General features: G+C 62.8%; 24 protein-coding genes and 1 pseudogene. 7 read left to right on the top strand and 18 right to left on the bottom strand.

Going from position 1 to position 27,000, the window contains the following annotated elements; genetic code table 11:
* Positions 1-400 precede the first annotated feature (400 nt).
* On the top strand, positions 401-1,837 hold the full coding sequence (locus ACWDGI_RS42400; RefSeq protein ID WP_450768393.1) for a DNA phosphorothioation-associated putative methyltransferase: 1,437 nt from the start codon (positions 401-403) through the stop codon (positions 1,835-1,837).
* A 12-nt stretch (positions 1,838-1,849) separates the two neighbouring features.
* Here the strand turns inward: ACWDGI_RS42400 and dndA are convergent, their stop codons facing one another.
* Complete coding sequence (gene dndA, locus ACWDGI_RS42405) at positions 1,850-3,001, bottom strand: cysteine desulfurase DndA (RefSeq protein WP_450768394.1); 1,152 nt, start codon at positions 2,999-3,001, stop codon at positions 1,850-1,852.
* 252 nt (positions 3,002-3,253) lie between these two features.
* On the opposite strand from dndA, the gene dndB reads away from it, so the two are divergent.
* Genes dndB through dndE form a run of 4 tightly spaced genes read left to right on the top strand, consistent with a single transcriptional unit; the run spans position 3,254 to position 8,354 of the window.
* Positions 3,254-4,384, top strand: coding sequence for a DNA sulfur modification protein DndB (gene dndB / locus ACWDGI_RS42410; RefSeq protein WP_450768395.1), 1,131 nt, complete (start codon positions 3,254-3,256; stop codon positions 4,382-4,384).
* A complete protein-coding gene (gene dndC / locus ACWDGI_RS42415) occupies positions 4,381-5,967 on the top strand; it encodes a DNA phosphorothioation system sulfurtransferase DndC (RefSeq protein ID WP_450768396.1) in 1,587 nt (528 codons plus the stop codon). The genes dndB and dndC overlap by 4 nt, the downstream gene beginning before the upstream one ends.
* Positions 5,954-7,981: a DNA sulfur modification protein DndD gene (gene dndD, locus ACWDGI_RS42420; RefSeq protein ID WP_450768397.1), complete on the top strand. Its 2,028-nt coding sequence runs from the start codon at positions 5,954-5,956 to the stop codon at positions 7,979-7,981. Before dndC ends, dndD begins: the two co-directional genes overlap by 14 nt.
* Positions 7,971-8,354 (top strand): DNA sulfur modification protein DndE, encoded by a 384-nt coding sequence (gene dndE / locus ACWDGI_RS42425; protein ID WP_450768398.1) that lies wholly within the window; start codon positions 7,971-7,973, stop codon positions 8,352-8,354. Before dndD ends, dndE begins: the two co-directional genes overlap by 11 nt.
* Positions 8,355-8,423: 69 nt before the next feature.
* Here the strand turns inward: dndE and ACWDGI_RS42430 are convergent, their stop codons facing one another.
* The 14 genes from ACWDGI_RS42430 to ACWDGI_RS42495 all read right to left on the bottom strand — a co-directional run bounded on the left by ACWDGI_RS42430 (position 8,424) and on the right by ACWDGI_RS42495 (position 22,915).
* Positions 8,424-8,903, bottom strand: coding sequence for a DNA phosphorothioation-associated protein 4 (locus ACWDGI_RS42430; RefSeq protein WP_450768399.1), 480 nt, complete (start codon positions 8,901-8,903; stop codon positions 8,424-8,426).
* Positions 8,903-10,954: an AAA family ATPase gene (locus ACWDGI_RS42435; RefSeq protein ID WP_450768400.1), complete on the bottom strand. Its 2,052-nt coding sequence runs from the start codon at positions 10,952-10,954 to the stop codon at positions 8,903-8,905. Before ACWDGI_RS42435 ends, ACWDGI_RS42430 begins: the two co-directional genes overlap by 1 nt.
* On the bottom strand, positions 10,951-11,115 hold the full coding sequence (locus ACWDGI_RS42440; protein WP_240116967.1) for a hypothetical protein: 165 nt from the start codon (positions 11,113-11,115) through the stop codon (positions 10,951-10,953). The genes ACWDGI_RS42435 and ACWDGI_RS42440 overlap by 4 nt, the downstream gene beginning before the upstream one ends.
* Before the next feature lie 35 nt (positions 11,116-11,150).
* Positions 11,151-13,172 carry a DNA phosphorothioation system restriction enzyme gene (locus ACWDGI_RS42445; RefSeq protein WP_450768401.1) on the bottom strand — a complete coding sequence of 674 codons (2,022 nt, stop codon included), beginning with the start codon at positions 13,170-13,172 and terminating at the stop codon, positions 11,151-11,153.
* A gap of 122 nt (positions 13,173-13,294) precedes the next feature.
* Positions 13,295-15,280, bottom strand: coding sequence for an Lsr2 family DNA-binding protein (locus ACWDGI_RS42450; RefSeq protein WP_450768402.1), 1,986 nt, complete (start codon positions 15,278-15,280; stop codon positions 13,295-13,297).
* Positions 15,281-15,522: 242 nt separating this feature from the next.
* Complete coding sequence (locus ACWDGI_RS42455; protein ID WP_450768403.1) at positions 15,523-17,259, bottom strand: ATP-binding protein; 1,737 nt, start codon at positions 17,257-17,259, stop codon at positions 15,523-15,525.
* 184 nt (positions 17,260-17,443) lie between these two features.
* Positions 17,444-17,935: a hypothetical protein gene (locus ACWDGI_RS42460; RefSeq protein ID WP_450768404.1), complete on the bottom strand. Its 492-nt coding sequence runs from the start codon at positions 17,933-17,935 to the stop codon at positions 17,444-17,446.
* Between the two features lie 588 nt (positions 17,936-18,523).
* On the bottom strand, positions 18,524-18,739 hold the full coding sequence (locus ACWDGI_RS42465; RefSeq protein ID WP_450768405.1) for a hypothetical protein: 216 nt from the start codon (positions 18,737-18,739) through the stop codon (positions 18,524-18,526).
* Positions 18,739-19,785: a major capsid protein gene (locus tag ACWDGI_RS42470; RefSeq protein WP_450768406.1), complete on the bottom strand. Its 1,047-nt coding sequence runs from the start codon at positions 19,783-19,785 to the stop codon at positions 18,739-18,741. The genes ACWDGI_RS42465 and ACWDGI_RS42470 overlap by 1 nt, the downstream gene beginning before the upstream one ends.
* A 21-nt stretch (positions 19,786-19,806) precedes the next feature.
* The gene (locus ACWDGI_RS42475) at positions 19,807-20,025 is read right to left on the bottom strand and encodes a head decoration protein (RefSeq protein ID WP_450768407.1); all 219 of its coding nucleotides are present in this window, start codon (positions 20,023-20,025) and stop codon (positions 19,807-19,809) included.
* Positions 20,022-20,621, bottom strand: a complete 600-nt coding sequence (locus ACWDGI_RS42480) for a ParB/RepB/Spo0J family partition protein (RefSeq protein WP_450768408.1) — start codon at positions 20,619-20,621, stop codon at positions 20,022-20,024. Before ACWDGI_RS42480 ends, ACWDGI_RS42475 begins: the two co-directional genes overlap by 4 nt.
* 187 nt (positions 20,622-20,808) lie before the next feature.
* Positions 20,809-21,072 carry a hypothetical protein gene (locus ACWDGI_RS42485; protein WP_450768409.1) on the bottom strand — a complete coding sequence of 88 codons (264 nt, stop codon included), beginning with the start codon at positions 21,070-21,072 and terminating at the stop codon, positions 20,809-20,811.
* 178 nt (positions 21,073-21,250) lie between these two features.
* Positions 21,251-22,186 (bottom strand): recombinase family protein, encoded by a 936-nt coding sequence (locus tag ACWDGI_RS42490; protein WP_450768410.1) that lies wholly within the window; start codon positions 22,184-22,186, stop codon positions 21,251-21,253.
* Between the two features lie 531 nt (positions 22,187-22,717).
* Positions 22,718-22,915 carry a DNA-binding protein gene (locus ACWDGI_RS42495; RefSeq protein WP_450768411.1) on the bottom strand — a complete coding sequence of 66 codons (198 nt, stop codon included), beginning with the start codon at positions 22,913-22,915 and terminating at the stop codon, positions 22,718-22,720.
* A gap of 459 nt (positions 22,916-23,374) precedes the next feature.
* Here ACWDGI_RS42495 and ACWDGI_RS42500 point away from each other — a divergent pair, with 459 nt between their 5' ends.
* Entirely contained in the window at positions 23,375-23,800 is a 426-nt protein-coding gene (locus ACWDGI_RS42500; protein ID WP_450768412.1) for a tyrosine-type recombinase/integrase, read from the top strand.
* A gap of 64 nt (positions 23,801-23,864) precedes the next feature.
* On the top strand, positions 23,865-24,899 hold the full coding sequence (locus ACWDGI_RS42505) for a tyrosine-type recombinase/integrase (protein WP_450768413.1): 1,035 nt from the start codon (positions 23,865-23,867) through the stop codon (positions 24,897-24,899).
* A gap of 229 nt (positions 24,900-25,128) precedes the next feature.
* On the opposite strand, the gene ACWDGI_RS42510 is transcribed toward ACWDGI_RS42505, so the two are convergent.
* The 3 genes and pseudogenes from ACWDGI_RS42510 to ACWDGI_RS42520 all read right to left on the bottom strand — a co-directional run bounded on the left by ACWDGI_RS42510 (position 25,129) and on the right by ACWDGI_RS42520 (position 26,450).
* Positions 25,129-25,446 (bottom strand): hypothetical protein, encoded by a 318-nt coding sequence (locus ACWDGI_RS42510; protein WP_450768415.1) that lies wholly within the window; start codon positions 25,444-25,446, stop codon positions 25,129-25,131.
* A gap of 15 nt (positions 25,447-25,461) precedes the next feature.
* A pseudogene (locus ACWDGI_RS42515) lies at positions 25,462-25,779 on the bottom strand (HNH endonuclease); the annotation flags it as partial.
* Between the two features lie 218 nt (positions 25,780-25,997).
* Positions 25,998-26,450: a hypothetical protein gene (locus ACWDGI_RS42520; RefSeq protein ID WP_450768414.1), complete on the bottom strand. Its 453-nt coding sequence runs from the start codon at positions 26,448-26,450 to the stop codon at positions 25,998-26,000.
* Positions 26,451-27,000 lie beyond the last annotated feature (550 nt).

A 27,000-nucleotide genomic window follows, 5' to 3' on the forward strand; every position in this document is an offset into this window, starting at 1 on the left:
GCGGCGATGTCTGGGCTCAAGTGCACGACCGCGCTTGACACACAGCCGCGCTGCCGCGTTTCGGCTGCCGCGCTCGTCATTCTGAAACGATCAGTTAGTCACGAAGGCAACCCCCGAGTCAGACGCCCCAACTCCTCAAGCGGAGCAGCCCTCATGGACCTTGGTCAAGGTCGTCTATGCGCCAACGGCTGTTGGACTTTCAGCCGCTTGAGGCCATCGGGACCGATGTTGCTCCAAGGAATCTGAAGGGCGACAAACCGCGTAATATCCGGAAGAGCGACACTGCATGGCTGACTGGAAGAGCCATCCGATCTACTGATCGTCGAGCGATGCCACTCAGCGAGGGCCTGCCAGCGACTACTCTGCGACCGTCCCAAATCCCCGCACACGCGAGGACGCCATGCAGCAGACCTGGAACAGCGAACGTCGTCTCACTGCCATCGGACGAGCTGCGCTCTCTGTCCCCGCCCGCCAGGCCCTCGCGGATAGACAGCTGGCCCCAGAGCGGACAGTCCTCGACTACGGCTGCGGGCGAGGCGACGATGTGCGCTCTCTCGAGCGCCTCGATTGCCGGATCACGGGTTGGGATCCCTACTACCGCCCCGAGGTGAAGCTGGAGCCAGCCGATGTCGTGCTCCTGACTTACGTCCTCAACGTCATTGAGGACCCCGCCGAGCGCCGCCACAGCCTTCTGCAGGCGTGGGAGTTGGCCAACACCGTCCTCATCGCTTCAGCGCGCCTTACGTGGGAGAGGTCCAAGGTCCGAGGCCAGGAGTTCGGGGATGGCCTCATCACCAGTCGGCAGACATTTCAGTACCTCTTCGGAGCCAGCGAGCTGCGCGACTACGTCGAGGAAGTCACTGGTACCCGCTGTGTCTCCGCGGCGCCTGGCATCGTATACGCCTTCAAGGACGACGCGGCACGGCTCAGCTACCTCGCTCACCGCATTGTCCCGGACGCCCAATGGCTGGCTTCCGAGGACACGACCTCGGCCATCACCGCCGTCGTTGATCACGTTGAGCGCCGGGGACGCCATCCTCGCGTGGAGGAGATGCCGCGTCCGGTAGCCGAGCTCCTGGCCCACTTGAAGCCGAGCGAGCTCAAGCGGCTGATTCGGGACTCCGCCGACCCCGACAAGATCTCCGACGGTGCCAAGCGCACGACGCTCAACACCCTCCTCTTCCTCGCCGTCGAGTTGTTCAACGGGCGCGGCCCCTTCAGCAGCCTGCCGTTCAGTGTCCAACTGGACATCCGAGCCTTCTTCTCTTCATACAAGGAAGCCTGCCAACGCTCCGACCGGCTCCTCCTCAAGCTCCGCGACGACACCTACATCCGCGGCGCCATGAACGCCTCAGCCGTTGGCAAGCTGACCCCCACGGCCTTGTACGTGCATCGGCGCGCCGTCGACCACATGCCGACGGTGCTCCGCCTCTATGAACACTGCGCCTCGATCGCAGCCGGCCGACCCCAGGAGTGGACAATCGTCAAGCTCAAGCACCAGGGCCGTGCCGCGAGTTGGCTCGACTATCCGGAGTTCGACAAGGACCCGCACCCACGGATCTTGTCCTCTTACCACGTCGATCTGCAGACCCTGGCGACCTCACACATGTCGTACGCGAACTCGACGAACCGACCGCTGCTTCATCGCAAGCACGAGTTCCTGGCTCCAGACGATCCAGACGCGCCGCGCTACCGTCGCCTCACCGAGTCAGAACTGAAGGCTGGCCTGTACGAGCACCCACATCTCATCGGCACCGAGAACGGCTGGGAAACCGAGCTCGTCCGTTGTGGCCGTGAACTGCGCGGCCATCGGCTGGTGCGCCGCAGGGAAGGCTGACCATCGACCGCTTCAACTGGCCTCGGGCTGCATATGCGCAATGGTCTCTGCCAGCTCCTCCGGGCCGAAGTCCGCGACCTGGCCCGGGAACCAGGAAAACCGCAGCCCGTTTGTCGCCACCTCCTCGGGCAGCCCCATCGCCATGAGGACATGGCTTGGGGTGTATGAGGCGCTCGTGCATGCCGACCCGGTTGCGATGGCGACCTGGTTCTTGAGCCGGACGATCAGTGCTTCGGCGTTGAGCCCATCAAAGGTCACATTGAGGATGTGCGGCACTGCATGCTCAGCATCGCCATTGATATGGAAGCGCGTCTTGCCGAGCGCGGTGAGCAACCGCTCCCGCATCTCCCGGGCCGCCTGCTCCCAGCGGGGCTGTCCCTCCTGGAAGATCTTCGCAGCTTCGTAGAGGCCCATGATGAGCGGCACAGGCAGCGTTCCAGGTCGGAGCTTCCGCTCCTGGCCACCCCCGAACATGATCGGCTCAAGCGGAACTTTGTCCCAGCCGCGGCGACGGACGACCAGCGCCCCCACGCCCTTAGGCGCTCCGATCTTGTGTCCACTAATGCTGATCAGGTCGATAGGCGCCTTCAGATCATCCGGGACCTTGCCGTACCCCTGGGCGGCATCAACGTGCAGGAACGTTGATGTCTTGCGCAGTACGTGGGCCAGCTCGGCCACCGGCTGAATGACACCGGTCTCATTATTCACGTGCATGAGCGACAGCAGCAGAGTGTCATCTCTCAGCTTCTCGAGTACAGACTCTTTCGAGATGCGCCCGCTAGGGCCAGGCTTCAGGAAATCGACCTCGAAACCCTTCTCCTGGAGGTGCAGCAAGGGCTCGATAACGGCTTTGTGCTCGATGGCGGAAGTGATGATGTGCCGTCGACCCGTCTTCTCTCCGTGCGCCGCGAGCCCGAGGAGCGCGATGTTGTTGGACTCGGTCGCACCGCTCGTGAAGATCAACTCTTCGGTCTTGGCTCCGACCGTCCCCGCGATGAACTCACGCGCTTCATGGACCCCCTTCTTCGCACGCGCTCCGTACTCGTGGGTGCGACTGCCGGCGTTGCCGAAGTCTTCCGTCATCCAGTGGAGCACCACGTCCGCGACCCGGGGCTCCACCCGCGTCGTTGCCGCCACATCCAGATACGCCACCACAGCACTCACCTAACCTTGCCCCAGTCCCAGACCAACACGTACGTCAAACCGTTAACGTACATCTCCTTCAGCCCGACTGGGCGGCACGTAGCCCACTGCACGAGAACATGCGCAGTACGAGATGTCATCCCTCGGGGTCCCTCGCCCCAGCATGTCCACGCGCACCCTGGCAAGTTCGGTACGTCATCTCCGATCCACCTACGCGTCAGAAGCTCTGTGGAGTACGTCAACTGAGTGACGTACTTACGTTAGAGTTGCGTCGTGGAGACCCAAGCAGCGACCAGAGTCGTCGCGCCCAGGACGTCGGAAGGGTTCGAGTACACCTTCCCTGCCATCCGCGGGATCCAGGCGGGGCGGGAGTTCTACGTCTCGATGTGCCCCATGCGACTGATCCCCAAGATCTTCATCTTCGACGAGGACGAGCTGACGCCCGAACTGCGAGCTCAACGCGTCCTGAACAAGGGGCGCCTGCCCGCCCTTGCTAAGTACATCCTGGACAACCCGGATGACTACGTATTCAGCGCGCTGACAGCATCGGTCGACGGCGACATGGCCTTCGATAGTCACGCCGCCGAAGGTCCGGGCATGCGGACCGGGCAGCTCCACATTCCCATGGACGCCCGCTTCTTGATCAACGACGGTCAGCACCGTCGCGCCGCCATTGAGCAGGCACTCAAGGAGAATCCTGACCTCGGCGACGAGACGATCGCCGTCGTCTTCTTCCATGACGCCGGCCTCGCGCGATCTCAGCAGATGTTCGCCGACCTGAATCGCCACGCGGTCCGCCCCGCACGCTCCATCGGCGTGCTGTACGACCACCGTGACGAAGAAGCCAAGGCCGCTCGCCTCCTCTCCACCCGCTGTCCCGTCTTCAAGGGATACGTGGAGATGGAGAAGAGCAATCTCTCCGCGCGCTCCGCGAAGATGTTCACGTTGAGCGCCCTGTACTACGGCACCCAGGCGCTCCTCCAGGGGTTGGAAGTGAAGCCGGACGAGGCCGCCCAGCTCGCCCAGTCATACTGGGAGGTAGTTGACCAAACAATCCCAGAATGGTCAATGGTGCGAAACAGGGAGCTACCCGCACAGGAAATGCGCCGCGACTATATTCACAGCCATGGCATCGCGCTGCATGCACTGGGAAGAATCGGTAACTCCCTGTTCCGTGAATCCACCGCCGCCACCAAATGGAAGAAGAGACTCGGCCCACTGAAAAAGGTGGACTGGTCTCGCTCGAATACTGATTGGGAAGGGCGCGCAATTGTCGGAGGGCGCGTGTCCAAGAGTCATCAGAACGTAACATTGACCGTGAATTACCTGCGTCACCAACTCGGCCTCCCTCTCAGCCCGGAAGAGCAGCGAGTGGAAGACGCTTATTTGCGAGGCGACGCATGACAATCCCGCTGAATATCCCCATCACACCAGTACGCCGCAAGCCCTTTGACGGCCGCTCGCTCAGCGAGGTAACGGCTGAGCTGACCGCAGAAGTGCGCGAGCTATACACCGCCGATGAAGTGCCCTGGGTGATCGGCTACAGCGGCGGCAAGGACTCCACCGCCGTACTGCAGCTGGTCTGGGCAGCGCTCAAGGATCTACCGGCAGAGGAGCGGACCAAGCCGGTCCATGTCATCAGCACGGACACCCTGGTTGAGAACCCTGTTGTCGCGGCGTGGGTGTCCACTTCCCTGGATACCATGGCCAAAGCGGCGGAGGAGCAGAACCTCCCGATCGAGCCTCACCGCCTGACCCCTGAGATCAAAGACACCTTCTGGGTCAACTTGATCGGCCGCGGCTACCCTGCGCCCCGCCCCAAGTTCCGTTGGTGCACCGAGCGACTGAAGATCAAGCCTTCGAACTCCTTCATCCGCAACGTGGTTGCGGCCCACGGCGAGGCCATCTTGGTCCTCGGTATCCGCAAGGCCGAAAGCCAGGCGCGCGCGCGAGCGATGGAGAAGCACGAGAAGCGCCGCGTACGCGACCGCCTCTCTCCGAACGCGAACCTTCCCAACTCCCTTGTCTACAGCCCAGTCGAAGACTGGACGAACGACGATGTCTGGGAATTCCTGATGCAGGTCCCCAACCCTTGGGGCTACAACAATCACGACCTGCTCTCCATGTACCAAGGCGCATCGGCGGATGGCGAGTGTCCGCTCGTCGTCGACTCGTCCACTCCCTCCTGTGGGTCCAGCCGGTTCGGCTGCTGGACGTGCACGCTGGTCGAGCAGGACAAGTCCATGTCCGCCATGATCCAGAACGATGACGAGAAGGAGTGGATGCTTCCGCTCCTGGAGTTGCGCGACAAACTCGACGCGCCTTTCGACTACATCACCGACAAGAACGATCCGGAGCTCCCGGCAGGCAAGAAGGTCCCTTACCCTCGTTCGGACAAGCCTGCCCGTGACTTCCGCCGTATGAGTGGCAAGGTCATGCTCTTCAACGACGGAGCGATCCACGGCCCGTACCTGCAGGACTTTCGGGAAAAGTGGCTCCGTGATCTGCTCTCCGCGCAGACCTGGATCCGGACGAACGAGCAGACACCGGAGCATGTCCGCAACATCGAGCTGATCACCCTCGATGAGCTCCACGAGATCCGCCGCATCTGGGTCTTCGACAAACACGAGGTCGAAGATTCCCTGCCGCGCATCTACAAGGAGGCGACGGGCGAGGACTTCCCGGGCGGCCCGCTTGACGAGCAGTTGGTCATGGGCGCAGACGAGATGGAGATTCTCAAGGACCTCTGCGAAGGTGACGACCTTCACTACACCATGGTCCGCGAACTGCTCTCCGTTGAACGCAAATACCGCACGATGACCCGCCGCGCCGGACTCTTCCAAGCCCTGGAAGACGCCGTGCAGAAGGGTTACTACGAAGACCACAACGACGCAGTCGACTTCGCGCAACGCAAGCAGAAGCTCCGCGACGACGTCAAGAAGAACCTGACCCTCGACGAAGAGAACAGTCTCGATGCTCCTGCGTAAGATCACCCTTGAGGAATTCGGAGCCTACCGCGGCAAGCAGTCTCTCGACCTCACGCCGAAGAAGAACAAGCCGATCATCCTGATCGGTGGCCTCAACGGGTGCGGCAAGACGACACTGCTCGACGCCATCCAGCTCGTGCTCTACGGAGCCCGAGCTCGATGCAGTGGCCGTGCGAACAAGCCCTACGAGACGTTCTTGCGCGAGTGCATCAACCGGCAAGCGGATCCCGCACGCGGTTCATCGATCTCGCTCGAGTTCACCGTCGCAGTGGACGGCCGCGAGCACCACTACCGGGTCATCCGTAGCTGGCACACGAGCGGGAAGAGCGTCAAGGAGTTCCTGACCGTCTTCGTTGATGAGCAGTACGAAGAGAAACTGAAGGCCGGCCGTGGTGTGAAGCCGGAGGGCAAGTTCAATCGACTCCTCAGCGAGGGCTGGGCAGACCACGTAGAGGACCTTCTCCCGCTGGAGATTGCCTCCCTGTCGTTCTTCGACGGCGAGAAGATCGAGTCCCTTGCCGATCCTGAGCGCGCCGCCTCCGTCATCGAGTCGGCGGTACACGCGCTGCTCGGCGTGAGCACCGTGCAGCAGCTCCGTACTGACCTCGTCGCACTCCAGCGCCGGCAGAAGCTGTCCGACGAGGAGCAGCATCTTCTGGACAACATCAACACGTTGGAGCAGGAACGTGCTGCCGTGTTGGAGCAGTACGAGGCCACTCATCAAGCTCTGGCCCAACGACGTACGGACCTTGGCAAGGTGGAGCGGAAGCTTGAGACTCTGGAGCGGGCTTTCGAGAAGGAGGGCGGCAGCCTCTTCGAAAGGCGCGTCGAACTGGAGACAGAGCGCAAGCAGGTCGCAGGACAGCTCGCTGAACTCCGCGCCGCACTCGCGCAGGTAGCTGCTGGCCCTCTGCCACTCCTGATGCTGAGCGATCAGCTCAAGAAGGTCAGGAAGCAGGCTCAGAAGGAACAGGTTGCCGCCGAGGCAAGCCAGGTGCTCGACGTCCTGGCTGAACGCGACGAGTGGCTCCTTGAACTTCTGCCCGCCGCGACTCGCAAGAAGGTCATAGAGAAACTCGAGGCGGACCGAGCCGAGCGATCGAAGTTGGCCGACCTGAAGGTGAACTTCAACCTTCCACGAGACGCGCTCTCCCAGCTGGCCGTCCTGGACGAAGTCCTAATGCGGGATAAGGCACATGGAACAGACCTGCTGAACCAGGCCACCGAGGCCGCCGAGCACCTGGCCCAGCTCGACCGCCAGCTCGCCGCTGTTCCTGCGCAGAGCAAGGTGGAGGCACTCCAACTCGCCCGCGAGGAACAGCTTCAGGAAGTCGCGACTCACAAGACCACCTACGAACGCCACGCGGAACAGCTCACCGAGCTGAAGCGACGCCGTGATTACGTCACAGAGACGCTCGCACGTGCCCACCACGAGTTTGTACGAACCAAGGTCAAGGCCGAGGAAGTCGAGCGGATCAAGACCTACTCGGAGAAAGCGCGCGACACCCTGGAACGGTTCCGTGTCGCCCTGCTCGAACGGCACACCAGCCGCCTCGAAGTCGCCATGCTCCAGAGCTTCAAGCAGCTGATGCGGAAGCAGGCACTGGTCCATGACATCCGCATCGACACCGACAAGTTCACGCTGACCTTGAGCGATGTCAACGGCGACTCCATCGATCCCGGACGTCTCAGCGCCGGTGAACGCCAGCTCCTCGCGGTCTCGTTGCTGTGGGGCTTGATGAAGGTCGCGGGCAACCGCCTGCCCAGCGTCATCGACACCCCGCTCGGTCGCCTCGACAGCCGGCACCGCGAGCACCTCGTCGACCGGTACTTCCCCAACGCCAGCCGCCAGGTACTTCTCCTCTCGACCGACGAGGAGATCGACGAGTACCTGCTGGGACGCTTGAAGAAGTCCGTCGCCCGCACCTATACCCTCGTCCACGACGACACCGAGTTCACCACGAGCGTGGTCGAGGGCTACTGGTGGAATTCAGGAGTACCCAGTGTCGCTTGATAACGTCCGCCTCTCGCAGGCGGCCCGTGACCGTCTGATCCGCCTCAAACGCACCACGGGCATCACTCAGTGGAACGTCCTGTGCCGCTGGGCTCTGGCGCTCTCGCTGAAGGACGCGTCCACACCTCTGGTGAAGGACATAGTCACAGACTCCAACGTCGAGATGACGTGGAAGACCTTCGCCGGCCAGCACGGTGACCTCTATCTGGCCCTGCTCAAGCAGCGCTGCATCGCCGACGGTGAAGAGCCCACCGACGAGAACGTCGCGAAGACGCTGACGGTTCACCTGCACCGTGGCATCGGGCACCTCGGTGGACACAAGGAGCTGACCGTCATCGAGGGGCTAGTGGGTTCGGTCGCCGCCGCAAACTGAGGAGAGACACTTACGTCGAAGGGGCGGAGAGGGAACGGGTTGGCTTCCGTTCTCTCACCGCCCCTGTGCCTACTCGCCGAGATTCCAGTCCAGGGACGTGGCCTTCACCAACTCAGAGATATCACTCTGGTGCTCGTCCGGGGCCGTCAGCGTGTCCATCACCAGGTTGCTGATGATCGATACGTAGTCCTGCCCGCCGCTCGCGTTGACCTCACCCTGGATGTAGTTGAGGCCGCCGTTCGCGTACTCCTCGAAGATCTTCACCCGTTCGGGCTGCCGATCGTCGGAGAGGATCTTCGGGTCGTTCGGGATCTCGGCCACCGCGACCATGTCGATGAGGACGTCGCCGTACTGACGCCCCTCCATGATCGAAAGGCGAATGGGCTCGCCTGCCTTCTCGAAGGGCTCACGCTTACTCTTGTTCCGCCCTAGCACCGCCGCGAACATCAGCACGTCGACCATCGCGCTGAACGGCCCCTCTTTGCCGGAAAGAGCACCGATCAGCGACTCGTGCTCCGTCGGCCTGCGGAGTCGATCCTCGCGCGCCATCAGACGGTCACCTCTTCCAGGATGGTGTGTTCGAACTCGCCGTGCGAGACGTTGGGGACTGCCCTGTTGTTGATCTCGATCGTCTCTTCGACACCGATGTTGGGCGTCACGCTGCGGAGTACGTACATTCGCGTCGCCGAACCCTGAAGGTTGTCCATCACCTTGTCGCGTGCCTGCGAGTTCGAGAGCATTACGACGATCTGGGAGGTGAGCTTAGGCAGCGCCTGGGCGATCTCCTCCTGGTACGTGAGGTCCAGGCTACCGAAGGGCGCATCCATGACGACGGGATAGATGCCACCCTCGCCAAGGACCTCGTCACTGCTCTTGGACTTGCGCTGGTGGATCTTCTTGGCGACCTCGGACACTGCGCCCACGAACGACAGACCGAGCACTTGGTTCTCGCCCGTGCTGCGGATGGCGATACCGGCCGAGGACTTCAGCAACAGGTCGAAGGAGTCAGTGAGTTCGGGCTCATAGGACTTCCGGAAGATCCGCGTGAAAACTTCCTTGAGCTTCGCGTCGAGCTGCTCACGGACCTCTTCCGTCTTCAATTCCAGCGCCTCGCGGAAGGTCTCCAGCACCTCGTTCACCAGGTTGACTTGGCGTTGCACCTTGCGTGAAGCAGCATCTGCCGTTTCCGCACCGCGGAAGAGACGCTTCACCTTCTCAATCTCGGCATCGAAGTGAGCGATCGACTTCTCAAGTCGTTTATGTTCGGCGAGCCCCTCAACGCGCTTTTCGTCGTACTCCTTGCGCTTCTGCTCGAGACGCTGAACATCCTGTTCATTCACACCCTCGAGCTGACGAGCGATGTCGCTCTTCTCCTCCTCCAGGCGTTTGATCTCGTCTTGGCAGCTCTGGATCTCGATGGCTGCCTGCCTCAGGCTCTCGAGGAGCTTCTGCCGTTCGTCACCCAGGTGCATCATCTGACCGCTGACGTACATCCAGCGTGCTTCGACGTCAGCCAGACCCGCGTTATAACGGCGCTTGTCCAACTCGATGTAAGCGAGACTCCCTTCCGGAACGGGAGTTCCACACATGCACTCCCCCTCCTGAAGGAGCCCTTCGATGAAGTCCCGCTGAATCCCGGCCGGCAGTTCACGCCGCTTCCGCATGGCTTCGGCCAGGTCGACCACCTGCTGGTCGACGCCAGAGGTAAAAGCAAGGAAGCCTCCCTTGGACAGAATCTCGCGCTTGCTCGCGTACCTCTCCTTGAGCTGTTCGCTCTTCTGCCCGATCTGCCACTCGAGCTTCTTGCGAGCGTTCTGCAACGGCTTGGACACTTCGTGGCTTCGCAGCGAGCGTTCCAGGTCGAGGATCTCGCGCTCGTAGCTGGCGGTGTCTTTGGAGATCTTCAGCGCCGCCTTGCGCGCGTCCGCCTGTTGCTGTTCAAGGTCCTCCTGCTGATCCCTGAGCTGCTGGAGGCGGCTGTCGCCTCCCTTGGAGATTTCCTTCGCCAACCGTTTTGCCGCTGCGGGGAGATGCTCAGAGATCGCACGCTCCATCGGCTCCAGGTCCATCAGTGTCTTGATGGCCTGCTTAACCTCGCCGTTGCTCTCCTCGCCCGTGAACATCTTCTCCATTCGCTCGCCGTTAAAGAAGAAGAACCGGCGAAGCCCTTCGGGCAAGATCTTTTCGATACGATCCTGCCCGTTCGCGACAGTCTTGCTCTCACCATTCTTGATCTCAGTGAGAGTAAGCGCAGCCGAGACGGTGGCCTGCTCCTCCGAGTTCTTGACCGCCGCCACCTCCCGGCGAGCCTGAAAGATGACTCCAGCGTGCTCGAATTTGAGCTCTACCGATGCACTGACAGGTGCCCCCATCCTCGTTTCTGACCACTTCTCGTCGTGGATCACGCGATGCTGCTGCTCGACATCGTCCGAGAACTTTCCATACAGCACCCACGCGAAAGCATTCAGGAGCGTTGTCTTACCGGCCCCGTTGTTGCCGAAGATGAGAACCGCCGGCTTGCCCTCGTCGACGCCGAGGTCGAGTACCTGGCGTCCGTAGAACGCCCGGAAATTGTCAAGCGTGAGCTTGAGGAGCTTCACTTGATGAGTCCCTTCACTGCAGCCACTATCTCGTCGACGACCCGTGTCGAGTTCCTGATGTGCAGGTTCTCCCGCTCCAACTCGATCACACGTTTGGCGAGCTTGACGCCGTCCGGCGACAGCTGTTCCATCACCTGCTGAGCAGTCTTCTTCTCACTCACGACAACTCCTGGATTCCCATCACACATTCGGACTTTCAGATGTCTTGCAGGTCGTAACGCAGTCGCAGCGGACGGAGGATATCGAGGGTTTCCGCCTCGTTCTCCGCGAGGTACGCAAATTCAGTAACACGAGCCAGCTCGCGAGCGACCATCTTCCGCTCGCTCTCCGGCTGTAGATCGGATGCCTCTTCCGGCGGGACCACAATGAAGTCCACGATGTCCGCCATAGTCTTTCCGGGCGCCTGACGGAGCACACGTCCTCGACGCTGGATGAACTGCCGCGGGTTGGAAGAGCTGGCAAGCAGGTACGCCGTCCGGGCTGCGGGAACATCGACACCCTCGTCGAGGCACCGCATCGACACAATTGCCTGCAGCTCCCGCTCGGCGAAGCGTTGGAGCACCTTCCGGCGTTCTGTGCGCTTAGTCTCCGCGGTGTACCGGGCTGCTGGCATGTGCATCCGGTTGCCGACGAGGTCCAGCACTTGATCCAGCTGGGAGGGCTCCTCGGGCGCTCCGTCCTCATAAGACAGCGGGTGCCGGCCCTCGGCACAGTAGAGGAGCTGGTACCAGTCCTCGCCCCGCTTCTCGATCTCCCGCCTCAACGCAGGCAGCTTGGCCCGCGCATGCCCCAACAGGTTCGATCGCTTTCGGAGCAAGGCGCCGAGGGGGCTGTCTTCGTCCACCCTGTCCGAACCCTGCTGCGCTGCGAAGATCCTGGCGATCTTCGTAGTGATCTCCACGTACATCTCGGTCTCTTCCGAGTCGAGCTCGACGACTACCGGTGTGTACGTGTAGCGACACAGCGCGCCCAGTTTGATGGCGTCGCCGATGCCCATTTCAAAAACAATCTTCCCGAAGTACCCCGTGAGCGCGTCGGTGCCTTCATCGTCGAACCAGCGCTCAGGAGTGGCGGACAGGCCGAGCCTGAACTCTGCGTTCTCGGGAAGCTTCGTCCTGATGTGCCTCGCACCAAGGTTGTGAGCCTCATCCGCGATGAGCAGGAGCCGGCCCTTGTAGCGGTTAAGGACGCTTTGGAAGGCGGCGTCTCCGAAGGTCTTGTTGGTCGTGATGATCACGCCACCGCGGGCTGCCTTCAAAGCGAGCGCATCCAGGAGGTGGGACGCGCGACCAAACCAGGCTGCTGTTGATTCGTAGGCCATGATCGGAGTGACGCCAAACCACTCAATGTCCTTGGCCCACTGGTCCACCAAGTGCTGGTAGGGAGCGATCACCACGGTGAGGAGCGGCTCGTCCCGTTGGTGCAGCACCTTGGTCATCTGTGCGGCAGCCGACAGCGCCGTGAGTGTCTTCCCTGTGCCCGTGGCCATCCGGAGGAGACCGCGCCCCTTCTCGTTGAACCAGTTCCCCACGGCCTGCTTCTGATAGTCACGGACCTTGAGTCCTGCGGGGATCGTCAGCATGCCAGCGATATCCGCCGGCGCAATCACGATCGGAGCCCCCGCGCGGGGAGCGTCTTCCGCTTCGCCTACTTCTTCCCCCGTCAGCGCGCTCCGCTCGATGACCTTCTTTGCAGCCTCGGTGAAGGGCATGACGCGCAGTATCGATGTCCTGTCCTCCCACAGGTCCTCGAAGTCCCTGCTGATCCGTAGTGCCCGTGCCCGGTCCCACTCGTCCCAGCTCCGGAAGACCTCGATGGACTCGAAGTTCCCGACCAGTCCGGACAGCGTCTCGTTGGCGCTCCCCTTGAACGCCACGAGGTCCTGACCGTCGCGGAAGACCCCGATCTTCTCGTGGTACATACCGACCCGGTTACCTGACGCGACGTACGCCAGCTTGATGTCCAGCCGACCTTCGGCCACGAGCCGCCCTAGCTTCCCGAGCCCTCGCGCCGCGCGGGGATCTTCCGCAGCCCGCTCCAGGTCTCGGACAGCCGCCTTCTCCATCACGGCTCGCAGCTCGTACCCAGCCTCAATCTCCGCGATGTCCTCCGCGGTCAGGTACGGCGATGCCACGATGCGCATCTGCCCGCCGCGCCGAATGAACTCGTCGATCCCCCTGCCGATGACAGCGAGGACGGAGGCCGTGAAGTAGCCCACTGCACGGTCATACTTCTCAGCCTGCCGTAGCGCAGGGACATAGAAATCTTCGACCACATCGCAGCGGTCACTGCGATATTCACCCTCGACTCCTGCGGAGCGAAGCCCTTGAGACTGAGTCATCAGAAGTCCAGCCCCATATCTCTCACCAAATCAACGGCGGAGGGATTACTGTGCCCTTCGCCTTCACCCTGCTCGCCCGCCAGTCGCTGGTCATCAAGATCGACGGTGCGGCGAACAGTCCCATTACGTGAAGTGAACGGCGGGCTGGAGACTACCTGCCGCAGGGTGATCTCCTTAATCGAGAACTGGGTTGTGAGCTTACCTACGAGTTCTTCGGTCGCAATCTCACCACCAGCCAGGTCAACCTCTTCAGAGACGAGATCCTTGATCGACCGATAGGGGCGCATTCCCCACTCTGCCAACGACCAGGCATCCACATCGCATCGCACGAAACGATCGTCCGCTGCGATCTGAACGCGAAGCGAGTTGGCTTTCACCTCCCCCTCCATATTTTCCGCCAGACGCTGCAGAGAGAGAGGGCATTGTGCGCTCTGCAAAGCCTTCAGTGCTCTTTCCTTCAATGTCACGGAACCCGAAGGATGAACAGAACTAAGCTCTTCAGGGGCCCCTTCATGAATCACCCATCCAGTCTCGCTCTGCGGATCTACCGTGGCGGCCAGTAGCTGCTCAACCAGGCTGCCAATTCGGCCTTCGAGCTCGTTTGACCGTAGCAGCAGAGAACCGAGTGTCTCCTCAGGAAATGCCACCGTAGCGAGCTTCGAGAGCGCCATCATGATGTCTACGACCGATTGCCCACACTCAGTTTCTTGAATGCGAGGAGGAGGCATGTTGAGCCGATTATCTTCCTGAATCAGCACCCCATCAGGGCTTCTCAGTGCCACCTCGAAAGCTTCGCGTATTGAAGCAGAGATGCGCCCTCGGTGGCCAATATCGTAGCCTTGCGACCGAGCCCAACTGCGAATTATCGAATTCATATTCCCGGAAGCCTGCAGCGACATTCCGCTCGAAATTGAACCGCTCGAAACTGTCGCCGAAGAAACCGAACCCCCTGCGGCTGTGCGTACCTCGGGTGAGGTGAGGCTCACCGGCTGCAACTCCTCGCTCGGTCCCACTTGCTCCAAACGCGAGACCAAGCCGCTGCTTTTATCCATAGTGTTGCAATATTCAAGCCATGCCTCGAGATCTTCGGCATGCAGTTGGACTCGCTGCGCGCGCAGCAGCCGATCTGCTGTCTGTAGCGTCATCACTTCACCCTGCTCAAGATCCAAGATCTTGAGCGTCTCGCTTTGCAACCGGGACAACGTCCGCCTCGAGAACCATCCATCCTGACTTCTCCACCATTTCCTCATACCGTGAAGAAGCGCAAGCGCGTCGAACTCCTCGCCCGGGAGATCGCTGCCCAACCAGGCGTGACGCGCGAGCAAGGTTTCCTTGCGGACGGGAAACTTAATTGATTCCTCAAATGCGCTGACCACATAGCGCAGCGACCCCTCTGCTGCGGAATCAAATTCGTCAAGGATCTTATCTGGAGCATCGATCATACGGGTGCGCAAAGCTCGCTCCCGCACGGAAGGTTCGCCGAGCCACCGAAGGGCACCTTCCGAGTGAATCGTTCGCAGGAAGTATTTGTCACTGCCGTCGAGCTGGTCGAACCAGTCAGCCAGCGGCGTCGTCAAATCGACCCGAGTCGCTCCGCTCACTCCAAATGCCGACACCCGAAGAAGCGTCACCATTAGTTCAGTGGTTACAGAACGTGAAAGCCCGACGGACGACTCGATTTGAGCGGGACTCATTTCCGTCAAGTCGCAGGATCCGCCAACCGCCGTCAGGATCGCTTCTGTCAACCACTCCTGGCCAGAGAGGAAGGTCTGCAGTACGTCGCCGCCCTGCAGCGAAGGCACGAGCGTCGCTATCGGCCGGTGCCTCAGCACCTCATCCGCGACTGTGAGCAATCCCAGCGCGTCAAACAGATCATCCAGGTAGGGGCGCCACTGCGCCGTCTCTCGGGGGGACTCATCGAACTTGAGGCAAGGGTCGGCGAGCCCTCGCAGCTCATCGCGGTCACGCTCTGAGATCTCGGCCATCCACGGGTACAGATCTCCCCACGTCCCGCCGGTCATTGACGCCCCCTGTACAGACATTTTTCCTTAACCTCGAGATAGTGCCGGATCATGCAACTTCGCACAGCGTAGGGACAGGACCATAGGGCCGGATGACCCTTGGCTCTTCAGGTCGAATGGCCCTCGCAGGACTCCTCCCCTGCAACGGGAGAAGGGTCTCGCGATCCGTGGAGCGCATCATCTGAGCTCCACACCAGGTCTCCTGGCTACAGCACGTCCTTGATCTTGCTCATGAAGAGCTGCGTGAAGTCGCCCCAATGCTTTCGCAGTTCTCCATACTGGTCGTCCGGGGTCTCGTGCTGTGTCTCTGCCTTCGCGTAGGAAACAATCAAGAGAGTGATTGCTTCCAGCGCACGTTTCGCGGTGGCAGAGGCGTCCCCGTTCGTTCCTGCGCCCGATGGCTGTCCAGCAAGCTCCTTGAGCGGCTGGTACATCTCCCGGTAAAAGGTGTGCCGCTCATTGAGCCGGATGATGCTCTGGTCTCCGAGGTGCGTGATCTCGAAAAGCTGGCCACCAGGGAAGTCGACCGTTTCGATGACGAACGGAAGGTCCTTGATGTTCTCGAAGTACGCCTCTTTCTCCTCCGCGGTTTGCGCATGGCCGGCGTCCTTCGCCAAGTCAGAGTAGGCGATGTCCCTTTCAGCCCGGGTGGGAACCCTCTTGATCTGGGACTTCCTCATCGTCCGGTTGGCATCCTTCACCGCCTGAGCCAGGGGCGAGTGTTCTCCAGATCGTTCCGCATTTTCCCGCTGCTGTTCGCCCCAGATGCGCTGAATCTCCAAACGCGCTCCAGGGATTACCCGATAAGCAATTTCGCGGATGGTCTTGCGAAGTTCATCGGACGGAACCGCACCTCGTTTGACGTTGCGCACTCCCATCAAGCGGTCCAGCTCCGGCGTGAAATTAACCTCGAACCCGATAAACCGGTCTGGGGTCTCGACTCCCCCCGGGAAAAGTTTCGCCACATTGGTGTAGCTGATCTCTCGATCAAGGCGGAGGAAACTCACGGCGCCTTCGTTCTCGGGCAGCCTCAGCTTCTTCGCCATGGCATCGCCGCCAGACCCTCTGTGCCGGAGTACCTCCGGTGGTGCAAGCGTGATGGTCACCTGAATCTTGTGCCCAGTTCCCTCGACCAGCACCTCATCGTCAAAGAAGACCTGCGGGGCGAAGTGGACGTCGCCGGAGTGGGTGTCCTGCTTGGCGCTGCGTCGCCGCTCCTCGTTCAGAGCGTGATCCACCCACGTGTTCTCTGCACGGAAGGTCGGATCGTGCGGGCGAAGGGGAACACCATCAACAGCAATTTTGATGCCGCCTTTAAGGAACTCACGGAAGATCCGCGAGAGCTCCTTGTTGAGCTCGCTTCGGACGTGGTCACTGGTATTCCGGCCATGGCTATCTGCGACTCGGTCAATCCCCGACCACCTCACCAAAGTTCCGGTTCCTTCAGGGAAGTACGGGACCAAGTGGGCTGGCAAAGGCTCCTCGTCCGGCGGAGCAATCCCCACCGTGCCCCCGGAGCGTTCTGTCTCAAGCGCATCGTCCAGGTCGAAGTGGACGTGCATGATGCGGTCGCTCTCCGCAACACGCGACCATGCATCGATGCGCGTTGCCACGCTCAGTGCGGCCAGCTTCGCTCCTACGCCAAATTTGCCGATCGTGTCGTTCGACATGAACCGCGTTGAGAATCCGAGCTGGAGGTAATGCTGAAGGATGTGCCCCGACATCCCCTGGCCATCGTCGAAGAACGCAACCTCCGAGATCACGTTCTTGCGGCCACGCTTCGTCACTTCAGTGAGGATCTCAACGTTGTTGGCCTTGGCCTCGATGCTGTTGTCGATGACTTCGCCAACAGCTGAGGGGAAGTTGTGCCCGGACTCCCGAAGGCTCAGCAGCGCCTGTCCCGAAAGCACCACCGGAATTGCCTGATTGTTACTCTCGCTCATCTTGTTCTTTCTCCTCCGACTGCTCATCGGCCAGGGGGCGCTCTACGAGCAATCTCCCTGCCGGTCCCGCAAGTTCGTTGTGGCCAGCCCTGGCCGACTGTTCAGGGGGGCGCGACCAAGGCATCGTCCCCTGGTCCCGCCCGCCCTCATCAAAGTTCTGTCGGCGTACGTTCCGCAGTTCCCGCTACTGCGGCACGATCAGCTCCTCGGCAAAGTCACGGAGCGCGCGGCGCGCCCGCTCTACAGTCGCCGTCGACACTCCGACCGCCTTGGCAGTAGCCGCCACCGTCTCACCCATCAGCAGTCCCTGGAGGCAGCCCGGCCCGTGACTGCCCATCGTCTCCGCGAAGCTGCGAAGGTCCGAGATGATCTCATTCGCGATGACCTGCTCCTCAGGGGTCACGCAGGAGATCATCTCCGCGTGCACGGACCCATCAGCGCGGTGCTCCACCAGCCTGCGGTGCCGTGCATCAGTAAGCGGCCGACCCGCCGCCGCCTTACGCGCTGCCTGCCGGGAACGGTCACTCGTACGCCGGGCGTCCCTGAGCAGGTTCCGGCAGAGGTGCTCCGCGTTCTCCGCGGTGCGCTTCTCTCCGAGCGCCAGGTTCAGCGCCGTGTCGATCTGGTTCTGGAACTTTGCGTTCCCGGAGCCGTCCATCTGCATCTTGTACAGCATGGACATGGCCTGGATACGGACGATGCACAGCTGGAGCACTGATGCTCCTCCCCTGGCACCCGACGGCTGTACGGCGGGCCCACTCATGTGTGACCTGCTCCCCTGGTCGCCCTCGTCGCCATCCGGTCGACTCGGGCATGAGCAAGTCCTTAAAAACGTAGCCCACCCCACTGACAACCGCCGGTGAAGTGGTCACATCTACACTGGGACAGGTAGAGGCCGAACCCCCTCACCTGCCACATGAGTTGCCCTCCTCGGAGAGGGTCGCGCACGGCTCCAGAGCACACTCACCTGCTGCGGCGAACCTGCATCGTCGCTGGTCGCAGGAGTTCACCCTCCTTAGCCGCCACGTCTGTGAGCTCAGTCACACGACGTTCGATTGCTTTCACGTTCTCGGAGTTGTTTACGGTGGCGACCCCTTGGACCGTGACCATGAGGGGATCCTCGATAAGAGCGGAACGGCGCTCTCGGAGAACCTCCACGACAACGTCGGTCACCGAGGCGTGCCGCGGAATCGCCGCTCCAAGTCCGCGGGGTCGATCTCCCCGAGCTCCGACCGTAGATGGGCTAGATCGTCCTCAGTGAAGGTCACGGCGCGACGGACTTCGAGCGACGGGCTGGCGGAGCCGACTTGGACACCGTGTTCTGGGGAACCTCGACCATGGGTTCCCAGGCGTCGGGGTGGGTGATTTGCTGGATGACCGCTGGGTCCGAGATCTCCGTCCCTGCGGTCAGGACAAGCGTCCCGTTCGCCTTCGGGTCGGTGACGAACACCGTCTCCGCGAGCTTCCGTGCCGCTGCCATCACAGCACCTTCGCGGTGACGTGGATGTCCGGCACGTACAAGACGGGCATCGCTACAGCCGCGCCCTTCGTCCACACCTGAACCGGGTCGTCCTGGTGCCCGCTGGTGATGACGACGCCCGGGGCGTCCTCGCGGAGGATCGCCGGGTTCGAGCCGGCCGACAGGACCAGGGACTCGGCCGTGACGCCGCACTGCGTTTCTGCCCAGGACTCCGGGTTCGGGGGGATCAGGATCCAGCGGTCCTCGGGGACCACGCGCTGGTAGGCGTCGTCGACGGAGATCTGGACGTCGTAGACCGTGATCGGCGGCAGGTTGTAGCGGGCGCGGACGACCTCGACCTCGTTCGGGGCGAGGACCGCGGTGGGGGTGGTGGAGCCGTTGACGCTGCCGTAGTACGCGGCCCGGTAGGCGTCGTTGGCGGCAAGCACCGCGCGGGCCTTGTACGAGGTGATCACGCGGGACGGGAGCGGGGCGCCGATCGAGCGGAGGTATTCGATCCAGCGCAGCTCGTCCGCGATCGGGTCGCTCGTGGGGTCGGACCAGGGCTTGGCGGCCGTCGGCTTGTTGGCCGCGGGGACGCCGAAGTCGGCCTCCAGGTGCAGGCCGTTCTCGCCGTTGAGGGTGAAGATGCCGTCGACAAGGAGGTCGCCGGCGGCCAGTTCCATGCGGTTGTGGATGGACACGACGTGGCGCTCGATGTCTTCGTAGAGCAGCTCGATGAACTCCGTGGAGTCGGCGCCGCGGGAGGTGTCGAGGAGGATCTGCTCCAGTTCGCCGACGATCAGCTTCTGGCCGAGCGGGGGCAGCATGCCCTCGGTGATGATGCGCTCGGCCTGGCGGCGGGCGACGGCGGTCTGGGCATCGTATGCCCGGAACTTGGCGGCGTTCACACGACGCTTGCTGCTCTTGATCCTGAACTTGACGGAGTTCAGACGGCGTTCGGGCATGACCGTACGGGTCAGCTCGAAGTCGGCGGGCGTGGTGATGGTGCGGGCGAAGGCGTTGATGTCGGTGGCGTCGATCTCGCGCAGCAGGGTGTCGAGCATGGGCGTGTCGGCTCCCCTCGGCTACACGAAGTGGATCTGAGCGGTGGAGCGGGTGACGGCGCGCGGGTCGAACTCGCACGGGAGCTGAGCCGCGGCCACAACGCCGTGCCAGTGGAGGGCGCCTGCCGCGCGGCGGGAGCCCGGGGCGAAGTGCACATCGGCGAGCAGGACGCCGACGAACACCTCGCGACCGTCGCACGCCTCCGGGTCCCACGGGCCGTACAGGCCGGTCGCCGTCACCCGGCCGAGCGGGATACCGGAGGTGAAGCTGTACCGGGTGACAGCCGCCTCTGGCTCGCCGTCGACGGCCGCGACAGGTGCCACGCGAAGTCCGGCTTGATCTTCCCGTCCGCCACCAGAGCCGCAATGTCCGTCGTCAGGTTGAGCAGGTCCATCCGCCACTTCACGTAGTCCGGCGTCTTGCCGAACATCTCCGCGATGCGCTCCGCCGTGTGACCGAACCCGACCAGGTCGGCGTACGCCTGCGCCTCCTCCATGAGCGTCATGTCCGCCCGGCCGACGTTCTCCGAGATGCCCATGATGAACGCCCGCTCGTCGTCGACGCTCTTGACCACCTGAGCCTTGATGGTCGTTGCGTCCTTCACCAGGTGCATCGCCCGCCAGCGCCGCTCGCCCATGATGATCTGGAACTTGCGCTTACCCTTCGGCCGGCGGAGCACGATCGGCTGGAGCTGGCCGACCTCCTCGAACTGCGCCGCCAGCTCCTTCAGCTTGGCCTCGTCGAAGAACTTGCGGGGCTGGTCCGGGTTGGGCTCGATCTGCCCGAGGGGGATGTCCAGGACCTCGGTCTTGGTGGCGGTGCTCGTGACGCTCATGCGATGTCGCTCCCTCTGCTTGCAGTCTGAGGAGGTCTCAAAGAAGGGGTTCTTTGAGGTGATGACATCACTTTATTATTCAATAACTTTTACCGTCAAGTCATTTCCATAGAGAGAGGGAAGAGGTTGAGCGCCCCGTTCGGCGTCCCTGTCGGTGATGGATGAGCGATTGCATCTCACCGAGCCTTCACATTGTCTCCACGGAGCCAGGAGTCAAATGAAGACCGATCACTTTCACTGTCTCGTCGGCTTCAGCGTCCCCGCCGCCCAGGATGACGAATGCGGCCGCCAGGTCGATCCCCTCCTCGCGTCTGCGCTCCGGCGTGGGGTCGTTCCACATGTCCTGCTCGTCAGCCGCTGAGGCGGCGTCCTTCTTCGCCGACGAGCCACACGCCTTCACGTTCCAACTCCTCTGGCCGGGCGCAGAGTCCAACCCCACGCTGTGATCCATCGCCCGGAACGTCCAAGCCCCAGCGGCGCATGACTTTGACATGCGACGACGGCGTCACCGGGTGATGCCGCGTCAGGGTATGCCGGTGCGCAAGAGGCGCGCAAACACCTGTTCAAGTTTTGATGAGGACGTCCCAGGACGTCCTTGACCTGACCAACTCCCCTGTGTGCCAGTTGAGTCAGCGATAAGTAATGGTGAAACGCTCTTCGTCGAACTTGTTGGACCCGCGCCGCGAGGCCGGCTCCACCCTCACCTCAGCGACCACGAGCTGAACCAGCGTGCGCCGCTGCTCAGCGCCCGCCGTCTTGTGCCACCACTCGGTCAGGCCCTCCTCGGTCAGCTCCGGGAGTTCTTCGACGTACTTACCGCGCCGCTGGACGTCCAGGGCAGACCGGCGCCGCCGGTCCAGTTCCTTCCTCGCGGCCTGGAAGTCCTTGACCGTCAATTCATTCGCGCCGAGCGCCTTCGACAACTCATCTTTGCGTGCATCCAGTTCGGCCAGCGTGCGGGTCGCTTCTTTCGCCTGCTGTAGAACCTGATCCCTCAGTACGGAGAGCTTGCGTAGGGTGTTGGGGCGCGACAGCCTGGCAAGCACGCGGTCGGCGACGTACTCGTCGAGCGGTGGCGCCGAGATCCAGATCTTCCCGCACCCCTCGGCCTCACACATGTAACCGCGGGCACCCTTGGAGCTGGAGCGTGACACCAGTTCCGCGTCGCACACGTCGCACAACGCCGTCCCGCTCGACAGCAGGTAGACCTGCTGGGGGGTCTGGCCGCGCTCCTTCTGGGAGAAGTACTCGTCCAGCGCCTCGAACATCTCGCGCGCCTCGGACCTCTCGTCGCTCAGGAGAGGCTCCGCGGGGCCGTCAACCAGATCCCCCTCGGCGTTGCGGCGCAGTCCGGCGATGGCCGGGTTGCGGAGGCGGCGACGTAGCGTGGTCGGTGACCACGGGCGCCCGAACACGGTCGGGCCGGCCTCCTTGGTCATCCACTCCGCGAGCGCGCCGAGCGTCATGTCCTCGTCCTCGAGGAGCTTGCGCGCTGCGGCGGTAAGGTGCTCAGCCTCATACGGAACCCGGGTGATGCCGTCGTTTTCGTGACCGTACGCCCTCATGGTCTTCTCCAGCCCGATTTCCCCACCTGTGCGACAAGGGTATGACAAGTCCCTCCACTGTCATCCCTGGATGAGGTTTCCTTGGCTTACATAGCTAGATAAGCCAAGGCGGACTGTAACGAGGGTCACGCATGCCCGTCCATCGGCGTCGCAAACGACGCTCAGAAGGTCGCCGAAAACCCGCGTTCTTCCGGGTCAACGCCCCAGATGCAATGTGCGGAGCCGTCGTGTGCAGATGCGCAAGGCAAAGGTGCAGGTGGGCAGGGGCGCGCTCTATGCCCAGTAGAGCGGGGACGAGGTGTACGGAGGTCCGTACACCTCTGAGCGCGTGCCCAGCAGCACCTCGCTAGCGAGGTCGTGACGTGTCGGACGTCACGCTTTCAAGTAGTGTGACGCGCCCTCCCTCTGTGGAGACAAACTCCCGTCAGCCATCCAGCTCCAGACTGGGAGGTGAAGCGATCGGCGGACGGCCGTGCCCCGCGAGCCATGAAGGCTTAGCGGGGTGCTCGGGCGGTTTCGACTGGAGGCGGGCTACGACGGGCGGACGCCCAGCGCCGCCCAGAGATCCGCCGTCACGACGCACTTGACGCCGCCCCACGGATGCACCGGCACCGGGAACTCTCCCGCGTTCACCAACTCGTACGTCGTGTTCCGGCCAAGGCCGAGAGCCTTGCCGGCCGTCAGTACGTCGACCGTCACCGGCAGGGCCAGCAGCTCCTCGCGCGTCATGCGGGCATCACCGCAGACATGGCGTGGTGACTGGCTGGAATGCATCGATCGAGCACGTTCAGGCACTCCCCGTTCCGCCCCCGCGCCTCCCGGACAGCCCCGAGTGACTCTAGATTCTCCTCGGGTGAGCGACAAGATCCGGAGCGCTTCGCGGGCACTCCGGCCATGTCTCTGTCTCCACAGGTGTTTCGCGTACCCGTCGGCGCGCGCACCTCTGTGATCCGATAGGGCAAGGCAGTCCGGCTGGACAGTGACGGGATCAACAAAAAAGGCAATGCCTCTGTCTCCACGTGTGATCGCTTCAGGGCTGCCCGCACAGCATGGGAGGGATGCGTGTTCAAGGGATCCGTCTACCGGCGCTGCACCTGCAGAGCGCCCGTCACGGACGACCGCGGGCGGCCGGTCCTCGGCTCCGACGGCCGACCCGGGACGAGAGAACTCGGAGCGGCCTGCCCAGACTTGGGCAAGCGGGACCACGGCAGCTGGTTCTACTACGTCGAGCTCCCACCCGGCCCCGGAGGCAAGCGTCGAAGGCCCCGCAAGGGAGGCTTCCTCACCCAGAAGAGGGCCCAGGAGGCGGCGCAGAAGCTGTGGGACGAGGCGCAGGGCGGCATCGACGTCGACTCCAAGGAGACCGTCGAGCAGTACCTCCGCCGCTGGCTCAAGAAGCGCGTCGACCTCAAGCGCACCACGCGTGGGGACTACGAGGACTACATCAACCGCGTGTACATCCCGGCCCTCGGCCACCTCGCCATGCGCGACCTGCGAACGCGTCACATCCAGGCGATGTTCGAGGAGATCTGGGCCTTCAACGAGGCCAAGGCCGCCAACCGTCTCGCCGCTCAGCAGGCCAGGACCGAGTGCGAAGCCGCCCACCGAGCCTAAGAAGCAGGCCCCCAAACCCCGCCCGCCCCACCTGCGGCCCCGTTGGAAGGCAGCCCAGGCGGCCATGAAGGAGGCCAACGCCAAGCCCCGCCAGGACACCGGCCCTGGCACGCAGAAGAAGTACCTCGACACCCTCTCCGCCGCCCTCAGTGATGCTGTCAAGGAGAAGTTGATCACCGAGAACTGGGCGGACGAGGTCGTCATCCCCAAGTACCGCAGACCCGACCCGCTCGTCTGGACCGACGAACGGGTGGCCCGCTGGCGTGAGACCGGCGAAAAGCCCGGACCCGTCATGGTCTGGACGCCGGAGCAGACCGGCGAGTTCCTTGACGCGGCCGTCGGGCACCCGCTGTACGTCATGTGGCACCTCATGGTCTTCCGCGCACCGCGTCGCGGAGAGGCCACCGGCCTGCCCTGGTCCGAGGTCGACATGACCAAGGGCCGCGCCAACATCGTCGAGCAGCTTGTCTCCGACTCTTCCTACGGCGTGTGGGAGGACACCCCCAAAAGCCGCAGCGGCCGGCGCACCATCACCCTCGACTCCGCCACCTTCGCCCTCATGACCGCATGGCGCGACGTGCAGAAGGCCCAGCGCGAGGAGTGGGAGGGCAAGCACCAGGAAGACCCGAAGAAGTACGGGCCGTACGTCGACAGCGGCTACGTCTTCACCCAGGCCGACGGCCGCCCCTGGCACCCCGACAACGTCAGTCAAGCGTTCGAGCGCCTCATCAAGCGGCTCGGCCTGCCACCCGTCCGCCTCCACGACCTACGTCACTGCGCGGCCTCCCTGAGCCTGGCCGCCGGCCTCTCCATGAAGGCCATCCAGGCGCTCCTAGGGCACGCCTCCTACTCGCTCACCGCAGACACGTACACCTCCCTCATGCCCCAGTTCGAGAAGGAGGCCGCAGACGCCCCGGTCACCCTGGTGCCCCGCAAGGGAGTGGAGCAGGCCGACAGCCCTGCTGCGGAGGCGACTTCGGAAACGGGGCCGCAGGTGTCCTCCCCAGATGAGGGAGAACATGCGACTGCGGAACAGCGCCCGAGGTTGTACCTCATCAAGCGCGGGGACAACAGGAGCGGTGACCAAGGCGTCGCCTAGAGTTACGTCCCCGCATTGTCCCCGCACACATGAAAACAGCCCCTCGGAAGATCACTTCCGAGGGGCTGTTCGATGCTCCGTGCCTGGTCAGGCATGTGCCCCCGGCAGGATTCGAACCTGCGACACCCGCTTTAGGAGTTCGATCAAGGCTCAGCTCGGCCGTAAGACTGCCGGGACGCTGTGGCTGAGCGAGATCGCGCACGACCGCTGCTGTACGCAGGCGCTGATGTCAGTCTTGGATGTCAACCGACCGAGATTCATCAGCCTCCCAGCCTGCCTGCTGAGCACGCCTGTTGATCTCATCGGCAGCGGCCTGAAGCACGGCGACACGTGTGCCTTGGCTGAATCCAACGCCGAAGTGTGTTCCTGCTCGGCCGAGGAGGTCCTGAAGGAGCTCCGACACTCGCTCAGCTGTCCCCTCCTCCGCGACGACAGAGGCTAGGGCGTCCTTGAACTCCGGAGCTTTCTCGGCTGCGGCAAACCAAGCCAAGAAGGTCTCAAGTTCCCGGCTGGGGCGCTCTTCTCTGGTCGCGATCCAGCGAGCCATCTGGGCTGGGTCCACCCAGTCTGGAGATTCTTGATGGCAAGGCTTACAGAGTAGGAGCAGGTTGCTCGCGTCGTCTGATCCCCCGCGGCTGCTGGGGATGATGTGGGCTCGTTCGAGGTTGGCGCGCTGCCATGAGGCTTGGGCAGTGGCCCGCTTCCATCGCTCTGAGGACCACCCGCAAGCGAAGCAACACGGCTCATCAAGCAACAGGTGAGGTGCGAAATCTTCTCTTCTCGGGCTTTCGTTCCAATGCTGCGCAATTTTCCACTTACTCGGTACGGACATAGGCCCCCCTCTGTCTACTGCTCGTAGCATGCCAGCCACCTGTGACATCAGCCTGGGCTTGGTCGAGCGGCCGATAGATGTCGAGCCTGGGAAGGCAGGGCGCTGTCAGCACCGCTTTAGGAGCGAGGCTGGTTGGCTACTGGGTTGACCTGCGGATTCCCTGCCTTGGGGACTGGCCGGCGGTATCGCCCTAGCGAACCCTGGTTCCCCGTGAGTCCCCGTGTGTTCTGGCACGAGAGTGGCACGGCCCAAGGGCAGCTGAGTCCCTACCCGCTAGGAGTGCTCCTTATCTGCGTGATCAAGCGGCCGCCTTCGACAGGGCCGAACACGATGTTGAACGCGTCCTCTATGTCTAGAGGCTCCAGACTGTGGTCAGCACGCTCCGCATTGATGATGTTCAGCAGCATCGCCATGTCCGCGTGGGTGGCCTCTAGGCCAGTTCCTCCTCCACGGTTCGCGGCCCGGACTAGCTCCTTCTCTCCGATGACTGCGAATAGAACTCGCAGAGCGGTGAGATCGCTCAGGTCAACTTTCCCGTTGCCCTTCCGCCTGCCCATCTCCTTGAGCGCAGCGGCGTAACGGTCAAGAACTTTCCACCGTCGAGCGGAAGCGGCATCTCGGCGCTTCTGCATGATCGCACTTCTGTAAGCGACGCCTGCGGCTAGTAGCGTCGCCGCAGCCGCACAGAGCGGAGTCAGTGTCTTCCAGTCAACCGACATGACAGGAGACTAGAGGGAGCCTCTTCGTGTCTGCACAGGCTTGAGCGTCATTTGAGCAACCGAGATTCGGGCGGCGTGCTGGTCAGACTACGAGGTCGGCGGAGCGGCTTTGGGCTGGAGCTGCTTTGGGGGGAGTGATCATGGCCCCGTAAGCTTTCGGCGCGTCGGGCAGTCTGTGAACCTGCCCGTTAAAGCACGACGTTGGGGCCATGATCTTCGAGGCTCCCCCCAAAGTGGCTGCCTAAAGCCGTGGAGCCGACCGCCCCAGCCACGATGTGTTCTGACCTCTCGCCGCCGGCGAACTCTCACGAGGGCGCGCGTCGGTGCAGCGCGGGCGGAGCGGGCCGAAGGCAGGAGCGGCGCCCGGCGCGGAGCCGGGAGCGCGCCCGGCGGAGCGGAGCGCAGCCGGCTTGATGAGGTAGAGAAGCCTGTAACAGCTCCGCGTTGGCCTACGCTGTCTTGTCTCGGTTGATGCTTGACGCTGTGGCGTCACCTGATGCTTGACACCGCTTGCCTCGGCTTGGCTGTGCGCGTCGTATCCGCGTGCAGG

It is taken from the genome of Streptomyces sp. NPDC001220, from assembly GCF_053597895.1.

Coding starts and splice junctions, on each gene's coding strand:
- ACWDGI_RS42400 (WP_450768393.1), top strand. CDS start 401: ATGCAGCAGACCTGGAACAGCGAACGTCGTCTCACTGCCATCGGACGA.
- dndC (WP_450768396.1), top strand. CDS start 4,381: ATGACAATCCCGCTGAATATCCCCATCACACCAGTACGCCGCAAGCCC.
- dndD (WP_450768397.1), top strand. CDS start 5,954: ATGCTCCTGCGTAAGATCACCCTTGAGGAATTCGGAGCCTACCGCGGC.
- ACWDGI_RS42430 (WP_450768399.1), bottom strand. CDS start 8,903: ATGGCGCGCGAGGATCGACTCCGCAGGCCGACGGAGCACGAGTCGCTG.
- ACWDGI_RS42450 (WP_450768402.1), bottom strand. CDS start 15,280: ATGGCCGAGATCTCAGAGCGTGACCGCGATGAGCTGCGAGGGCTCGCC.
- ACWDGI_RS42455 (WP_450768403.1), bottom strand. CDS start 17,259: ATGAGCGAGAGTAACAATCAGGCAATTCCGGTGGTGCTTTCGGGACAG.
- ACWDGI_RS42460 (WP_450768404.1), bottom strand. CDS start 17,935: ATGCTGTACAAGATGCAGATGGACGGCTCCGGGAACGCAAAGTTCCAG.
- ACWDGI_RS42465 (WP_450768405.1), bottom strand. CDS start 18,739: ATGGCAGCGGCACGGAAGCTCGCGGAGACGGTGTTCGTCACCGACCCG.
- ACWDGI_RS42470 (WP_450768406.1), bottom strand. CDS start 19,785: ATGCTCGACACCCTGCTGCGCGAGATCGACGCCACCGACATCAACGCC.
- ACWDGI_RS42480 (WP_450768408.1), bottom strand. CDS start 20,621: ATGAGCGTCACGAGCACCGCCACCAAGACCGAGGTCCTGGACATCCCC.
- ACWDGI_RS42485 (WP_450768409.1), bottom strand. CDS start 21,072: ATGGATCACAGCGTGGGGTTGGACTCTGCGCCCGGCCAGAGGAGTTGG.
- ACWDGI_RS42490 (WP_450768410.1), bottom strand. CDS start 22,186: ATGAGGGCGTACGGTCACGAAAACGACGGCATCACCCGGGTTCCGTAT.
- ACWDGI_RS42495 (WP_450768411.1), bottom strand. CDS start 22,915: ATGACGCGCGAGGAGCTGCTGGCCCTGCCGGTGACGGTCGACGTACTG.
- ACWDGI_RS42505 (WP_450768413.1), top strand. CDS start 23,865: ATGAAGGAGGCCAACGCCAAGCCCCGCCAGGACACCGGCCCTGGCACG.
- ACWDGI_RS42510 (WP_450768415.1), bottom strand. CDS start 25,446: ATGGCTCGCTGGATCGCGACCAGAGAAGAGCGCCCCAGCCGGGAACTT.
- ACWDGI_RS42520 (WP_450768414.1), bottom strand. CDS start 26,450: ATGTCGGTTGACTGGAAGACACTGACTCCGCTCTGTGCGGCTGCGGCG.